Genomic DNA, 7,289 nt, shown 5'->3' on the forward strand with positions numbered 1-7,289 from the left:
CCTCCCCCGTTCCGCTCCGCTTCACAGGGGAGGAAGGTTCAAGTCCCCAGGAACTCCGCCGTCGCCTCGATGGCCTCCACCAGGCCGAGACGTTCGATCTTCACCCCCTCCGGCAGGCCGGAGAACAGGCGGGTGGGGGCCGCAGCGTCGAGCATGACGAAGACCCCCTTGTCATCGGCGCGGCGGATGAGGCGGCCGAAGGCCTGGCTGATGCGGTTGCGGGCGACGCTGTCGTCATAGGACTTGCCGCCGAAGCGGACCCGGCGGGCCTTGTGCAGGATGTCGGGCCGGGGCCAGGGCACGCGGTCGAAGACCAGCAGCCGCAGGGAGCGGCCCGGCACATCGACCCCGTCCCGGACCGCGTCGGTGCCCAGCAGGCAGCTGTCCTGCTCGGCCCGGAAGATGTCCACCAGGGCGCCGACCTCCAGGGGATCGACGTGCTGGGCGTAGAGGGCCAGGCCCTTGTCGGAAAGCGGGGCGGCGATCCGCTCGTGGACGGCGCGCAGGCGGCGGATGGCGGTGAACAGACCGACGCCACCGCCGCCCGCGGCCAGGAACAGCTCACGCATGGCGGCGGCCACCTGGCGCGGGTCGTCGCGGCCGACGTCTGTGACCACGAAGGCCCGGGCGTTGGTCTCGTAGTCGAAGGGTGAGGCCAGGCGCAGGGTCTTGGGCCGGTCGGGCAGGCGCGCGGCGCCGGTGCGCATTTCGGCGAGCGCGAAAGGATCGGCCAGGGTGCTATCGGCCAGGGTCGCGCTGGTGACCAGCACCCCGTGGGCCGGGGCGATGACGGCTTTGGTCAGGGGCTCGGTGGGATCAACCCAGTGGCGGCGGCAGGCGGCGTCCACCACGCGGCCATAGAGGAAGGTGGCGTCGAACCAGTCGACGAAGTCGGGGTCGTCCTCGGCGTCCTCGTCGATGGCGCGCAGCATGGAGCGCCAGGCCGGCAGGGTCATGCGGGCGCGCCGATCCAGGCCGCGCAGAGCCCCTTCAATACGCGCCCGGTCGCCGGGCGGCAGGGTGGCGGCCTCGTCGTCCAGCACGTCCTCAAGGTGTCGGGCGAGCGCCAGCAGGGGCGCCTCGATGGCGGCCAGGGCCGAGGCGGCGGCGCGCGCGGTCTCGCGCACCAGGTCCAGCGCCGGCCGGGCGGCGCACTCCATGCCCACCTCCGACGGCGCGGCCCGCGCCCGGAGCTGCTCGATGATGGCCACCACGAAGTGCTCGATGGGCCCCATTGGATTGACCTCGCCATTGGGCGAGGCCACGCGGCCCGACCAGCCCTCGCCCGGCAGGGCGGCGGCGGCGCGGGTGGCGTCCACCAGGGCGCGCTTGGCGTCGTCGCGATCCCCCAGCACCTCCATGAGGCGGGCCTCAAGGCCCCGACCCCGGCGGCCCCGGCCCTCCGGCCCCCGGATCCAGCGGCGCAGCTCGGCGGACTCCGCCCCCGACAGGGCGGCGGCGAAGGCCGCGTCGGCGGCGTCGAACAGGTGGTGGCCCTCGTCGAAGACGATGCGCTTGAGCTGGGTGGTCTCGCCATCAGCCTTGGAGCCCCGCGCGGCCCGGGCGCCGTCGAAGGCGGCCTGGGTCAGGACCAGGGCGTGGTTGGCGATGACGATGTCGGCGCGGCGCGAGCCCCGCACCGCCTTTTCCACGAAACAGCTGCGGTAGTGGGCGCAGCCGGCGTGGATGCATTCACCGCGCCGGTCCACCAGGTTGGCGGCGCTGGCCTGGCCCACCGGCGGGATGGCGAACAGGGTGGGCAGCCAGGCGGGGAAGTCGCCGCCGGTCATGTCGCCGTCGCGGGTGGCGCGCACCCAGCGCGCCGTCAGGGCCAGGCCGATCAGGTCGGCCCCACCGAGTTGGGCGGTGTTGGCCTGGTCCTGAAAGTTCAGCAGGCAGAGATAGTTTTCTCGCCCCTTGCGGACCACGGCCTTTTTCGCGCGGACCTTGGGGTCGGGATAGATGGCGTGGCTCTCGCGCTCGATCTGACGCTGCAGGGCGCGGGTATAGGTGGAGATCCAGACGGCGGGGCCGTTGGCCTCGGCCCACAGGGAGGCGGGCGCCAGGTAGCCCAGGGTCTTGCCGACGCCGGTGCCGGCCTCGGCCAGCATCATGCGCGGCTCGCCCTCCTTCTCGCGCGGGGAGAAGGCGAAGGCGGCCTCGGCGGCGAACTCGGCCTGGGTGGGCCGGGCCTCGTCCAGGCCAGCCTGGCGCAGCAGGTCAGTGAGGCGCTGGGCGGCGGCCTCGGGCGCGATGGGACGGGAGCCGGCCTCGCCGGGCGGCGCCTGTTCCTCCCACTCCGACACGCGGGTCCACACGTCCATGCCCGAGCCCCGGAAGGCGTTGCCCACGGGGGCCGATCGCAGGGCGCCGATCACCGCGCCGCCCCAGGCCCAGCCGGCGCGGGCCAGGGTCTCGCCGATGGCCAGGGCCTCTTCGCGCGACGGCTCAGGCGTCAGGGCCAGTTCGGCCAACAGGACGTGGCAGGCCTCGCGCAGCACCTTGGCCTGTTCGGCCGCGCCCTTGGGCTCGGGCAGGCCGAGCGCCAGGGCCAGGCCCGCCGCCGAAGGGGCGCAGAAGCGGGCCGGCCGCACGAAGGCGAACAGCTCCAGGGCGTCGAACAGGCCCTGTGACCGGGCGGGCGAATGCACCCCCAGCCGCTTGGCGGTCATGCCCGCATGGGCCACCAGGACCGGGCCGTGCTCGAAGAGATCGCGGGCCTCGGGCGCCCGGATCAGCTGCGCCCGCGACGCATCTGCCGCCGCGGCGCGGGGGCCGGGCAGGACGACGAGGGCGGGGGCCAGATCGAGACTCGGGGCAAGGGCGTTCACGCGTTCTGACTAGCGGATTTTCCGGCGAAACGGAACGGGAACGAACACCCCGCGGCCTTAGCCTGAAAATCGACGCTTCCATGGTCCGCCGGCGGGATCATGATCACCTCCGCACCCCCTCATCAGTATTGGGACGAGGGGAACATGACGCGCCAGAAGGTGCTAGTTCTCTAACTGGCCAACTCGGCCTTGGATTCTCCCGTGGTCGCGGCCGGGGGGAACGGGCGCGGTGTTGAGGCATTGGGACTCGGTAATGATCGGCATTGCGCGTCCGCCCGTTTGTGCGCCTCGTATCCCCCAATGAAACACATCTTGATCCTCCCCCTCCTTGGGCTTCTCGCCGCCTGCAGCACCCCCACCCAGCCCACAGGGATGCTGTCGACCTATGACGGCCTGGCGGTGAAGCCGGGCGCGGTGCGGGCCATTGTCTCGGACCGGAAAGACGAGGCGGCCCTGGCGGCGGTGCGCAGCGTGGCGCTGACGCCGACCCTGGTGGCCGAGGACACCGCGGCCTGGATGTCGCCGCTAGAGCGGACCACCCTGTTGCGGGAGATCGACGCCCAGCTCTGTTTCGAGATGTCGGAACGCTACGAGATCGCCGCTCCGGACGGCGTGGCCGACGCCAAGGTTCGCGCCATCCTCAGCCATGTGCGGGCGACGGGTCGGGTCAGTTCAGCGGCCTCGGCGGCGGCGGGCTTCTTCATTCCCGGCCCCATCGGCCTGCGCGCGCCGGGCACGCTTGGCGGCCTCGGTGTCGAGGCCGAGATGGTGGCCGCCGACGGCAAGCAGCTGGCGGCGATCACCTGGACGCGCCAGGGCATGGCGGTGGGGACCGACAACCCGTCCCTGAGCCGCATCGGCGACGCCATGCAGTTCGCCGAGCCCTTCGCCGACGACGCGGCCAAGGCCATGACCGCCACCGACCGCAAGCCCATCAAGATCGCCAAGCCCGACCCCTGCGCCCAGTACGGCTCGCGGGTGCGGGTGGAGGGCATGGCGGCCAAGTTCGCCACCGGCCTCTATGTGCCGCAGATGAGCGGAGCCAAGGCCGACAGCCCCCAGCCCTGAGTGCGGCGCCTTTGCGCGTGAAACGGAACGGGAACATGCTATAGGGCCAGGGATGGCCGAAGACGCGGGCGCCGCCCCTCCCCTCCTGCCCCCGAGGTTCGCGGCCTGGTTTGCAGACCGCGGCTGGAGCGCGCGCGAACACCAGCTGGAGATGGTCGCCAAGGGCCGCGCCGGGCGCGACGCGCTGCTGATCGCGCCCACCGGGGGCGGCAAGACTCTGGCGGGCTTCCTGCCCAGCCTGATCGAGCTGGCCGAGCGGCCGCCGGCCAATACGCCGCGCGGGATCCACACCCTCTACATCTCGCCGCTCAAGGCGCTGGCGGTCGACGTCGAGCGTAACCTGATGGCGCCGATCCTCCAGATGGGCCTGCCTATCGTCGCCGAGAGCCGCACCGGCGACACGGGCCAAGCGCGCCGCCAGCGCCAGCGGATCAAGCCGCCGGATATCCTGCTGACCACGCCGGAACAGCTGGCCCTGTTCTGCGCCTGGGAGGGGGCCCGGCTCTATTTCGAGGACCTGGCCTGCGTCATCGTCGACGAGATCCATGCCATCCACGCCTCCAAGCGCGGCGACCTGCTGGCGCTGGATCTGGCGCGGCTGCAGACCTTCGCGCCGAGGATGCGGCGGGTGGGCCTTTCGGCGACCGTGGACGATCCCGACGTGATCCGCCGCTGGCTGGGCTGCGCTCCGCCGGAAGCGGCGAACCAGGTCGACCTGGTGCGGGGGCCCGGCGGGGCGGCGCCAATCGTCGACATGCTGTTGGCACAGGGCCGGGTTCCGTGGGCGGGCCACACCGCCCAGCACGCCATGCCCGAGGTCTATGAGGCCATCAAGCAGGCCCGCACGGCGCTGGTCTTCGTCAACACGCGCTTCCAGGCGGAGTTCGCCTTTCAGGAGCTCTGGAAACTGAACGACGATGATCTGCCCATCGCCCTGCACCACGGCAGCCTGGCCGCTGAGCAGAGGCGCAAGGTGGAGGCGGCCATGGCGCGGGGCGAACTGCGCGCCGTCGTCTGCACCTCGACCCTGGACCTCGGCATCGACTGGGGCGACGTGGACCTGGTCATCCAGCTCGCTTCGCCCAAGGGCGCGAGCCGCATGGTGCAGCGGATCGGACGGGCCAACCACCGGCTGGACGAGCCGAGCCGGGCGCTGTTCGTGCCGGCCAACCGTTTCGAGATGCTGGAATGCCAGGCGGCCCGCGAGGCCATCGCCGAGAACAGGTTCGACGGCGACCCGGCCCGCACCGGAGCGCTGGACGTCCTGGCCCAGCACGTCATGGGCTGCGCCTGTTCCGAACCCTTCGACCTGCTGCAGCTCTATGACGAACTGGTCACCGCCGGCCCCTATCGCGACCTGGCCTGGGAGGATTTCGAGGCCGTGGTCGATTTCGTCTCCACCGGCGGCTACGCCCTGAAGACCTACGACCGCTTTCGCCGGATCGTGAAGGGCCAGGACGGCCGGTGGCGGGTGCGCGACCAGGCGACCGCCCAGCGCCACCGGATGAATGTCGGCGCCATCCTCTCGCCCGCAGTGCTGGCGGTGCGCATCGCCATGGGCAAGCGCCTGACCGGCGGGCGCAAGATCGGCGAGGTGGAGGAGGGCTATGTGGAGATGCTGGAGCCCGGCGACACCTTCATCTTCGCAGGCCAGGTCTGGTCCCTGGCGGCGGTGACGGGGCTCGATGTCCTGGTGCGGCCGGCCATGGGCAAGGACCCGAAGATGCCCTCCTGGGGCGGTTCGAAGTTCGCCCTGTCGACCTTCCTGGCCAAGCGGGTGCGCGAGCTGATGTTCGATGAGACCCACTGGAAGGTGCTGCCCAACGACGTGCGCGAATGGCTGGAGATCCAGAAGGACCGTTCGCTGATCGTGAAGGAGGAGGAGCTGCTGCTGGAGACCTTCCCGCGTGGGAAGCGCAACTTCATCGTCTGCTACCCCTTTGAAGGCCGCCTGGCCCACACGACCCTCGCCATGCTGCTGACTCGGCGGCTGGAGCGGATGGGCGCCGCGCCCCTGGGGTTTGTCTGCAACGACTATGCGGTGGCGGTCTGGGCGCTGAACCCGCTGGACAGACTCGATTTCGACGAACTGTTCGCCCAGGACATGCTGGGGGACGACCTGGAATCCTGGTTGTCGGAGAGCTTCATGATGAAGCGCGCCTTCAAGGGCTGTGCGATCATCTCAGGCCTTATCGAGCGGCGATTCCCAGGCGAGCAGCAGAAGTCCGGACGGCAAGTGACCTTCTCCACCGACCTCATCTACGATGTGCTGCGGCGCCACCAGCCCGACCACCTGTTGCTGCGCTGCGCCCGCGAGGACGCGGCCACCGGCCTGATCGACGTGGCGCGGCTGGGGCAGTTGCTGGCGCGCATCCAGGGCAAGATCCGCCATGCGGCGCTGGACCACCTGTCGCCCTTCTCGGTCCCCATCCTGCTGGAGATCGGCAAGGAGCGGACCCCGGGCGCCGCCGGCGAGATGATCCTGGCCGAGGCCGAGAGCGACCTGATCGCCGAGGCCATCGCATGAGCGCGCTCGCCCAACCCCGCCACGTCTATGCCTGGGCGCCCAGCCCCTGCGGGGGCCTACGCACGACGCTGTCGGGCGCGGCGGTGACCTTCCGCGCCAGCGGGGCGCTGTGGATCGAAGCCGACCAGATGCTGGTGGTGGCCGACCTGCACCTGGAGAAGGGCAGCGCCTATGCCGCGCGCGGCCAGATGCTGCCGCCCTACGACACCCGCGACACCCTGAGGCGCCTGACCGCCGAGATCGTCGCGACCCGTCCGGCCGCCGTGGTGCTGCTGGGGGACACCTTCCATGACCGCGCCTCGGAGGAACGGCTGGCGGCCGACGACGCCGAGCAGCTTCGGACCCTGGCCGGCCTCACCCGCCTGATCTGGGTGATCGGCAACCACGACGCTGACGGGCCCCAGGCCCTGCCCGGCGAAGTGGCCGACGAACTGACCGTGGCGGGCCTGAAGCTTCGGCACGAGCCCCAGGCGGGCCCGCAGCCGGGCGAGGTGGCGGGGCATCTGCATCCCTGCGCCAAGGTGACGGCCTCGCGGGGCACGGTACGGCGGCGCTGCTTCGTGACCGACGGCGAGCGCCTCGTGGCGCCCGCCTTCGGGGCCTATGCCGGGGGGCTGAGCATTCGAGACCCGGCGTTCTCGGGGCTGTTCGCCCGTGACCCGCTTTGCGGCGCCCTGGGGACCGGCCGTGTGCACGCGGTGGGCTGGCGCTCGGTGGTCGGCGACTAGAGCATTCTGCGACCTGATTGAATCGTTGGGGATTCCCAGGGCCCGCGGATTCTGATTCAAGCTCTGTGCTGGTGACGGAGGCTGGCACCTATGAGCAAGGCGCTGTCAGTTGATCTTCGTGAGCGTGTGATCGGC

4 protein-coding genes are annotated in these 7,289 nt (G+C 71.2%); 3 read left to right on the forward strand and 1 reads right to left on the reverse strand.

Going from position 1 to position 7,289, the window contains the following annotated elements; genetic code table 11:
• Positions 1 to 38 precede the first annotated feature (38 nt).
• Complete coding sequence (locus tag Q8N10_RS00425; RefSeq protein ID WP_304776894.1) at positions 39 to 2,831, reverse strand: ATP-dependent DNA helicase; 2,793 nt, start codon at positions 2,829 to 2,831, stop codon at positions 39 to 41.
• Between the two features lie 312 nt (positions 2,832 to 3,143).
• Here Q8N10_RS00425 and Q8N10_RS00430 point away from each other — a divergent pair, with 312 nt between their 5' ends.
• Genes Q8N10_RS00430 through pdeM form a run of 3 tightly spaced genes read left to right on the forward strand, consistent with a single transcriptional unit; the run spans position 3,144 to position 7,154 of the window.
• The gene (locus Q8N10_RS00430) at positions 3,144 to 3,899 is read left to right on the forward strand and encodes a DUF3313 family protein (RefSeq protein ID WP_304776896.1); all 756 of its coding nucleotides are present in this window, start codon (positions 3,144 to 3,146) and stop codon (positions 3,897 to 3,899) included.
• A gap of 52 nt (positions 3,900 to 3,951) precedes the next feature.
• Positions 3,952 to 6,426, forward strand: a complete 2,475-nt coding sequence (locus Q8N10_RS00435) for a ligase-associated DNA damage response DEXH box helicase (protein ID WP_304776897.1) — start codon at positions 3,952 to 3,954, stop codon at positions 6,424 to 6,426.
• Positions 6,423 to 7,154, forward strand: coding sequence for a ligase-associated DNA damage response endonuclease PdeM (pdeM, locus tag Q8N10_RS00440; RefSeq protein WP_304700734.1), 732 nt, complete (start codon positions 6,423 to 6,425; stop codon positions 7,152 to 7,154). The genes Q8N10_RS00435 and pdeM overlap by 4 nt, the downstream gene beginning before the upstream one ends.
• Positions 7,155 to 7,289 lie beyond the last annotated feature (135 nt).

Source organism: Phenylobacterium sp., assembly GCF_030693625.1.
In the GTDB taxonomy this organism is placed as follows: Bacteria; Pseudomonadota; Alphaproteobacteria; order Caulobacterales; family Caulobacteraceae; genus Phenylobacterium; species Phenylobacterium ferrooxidans.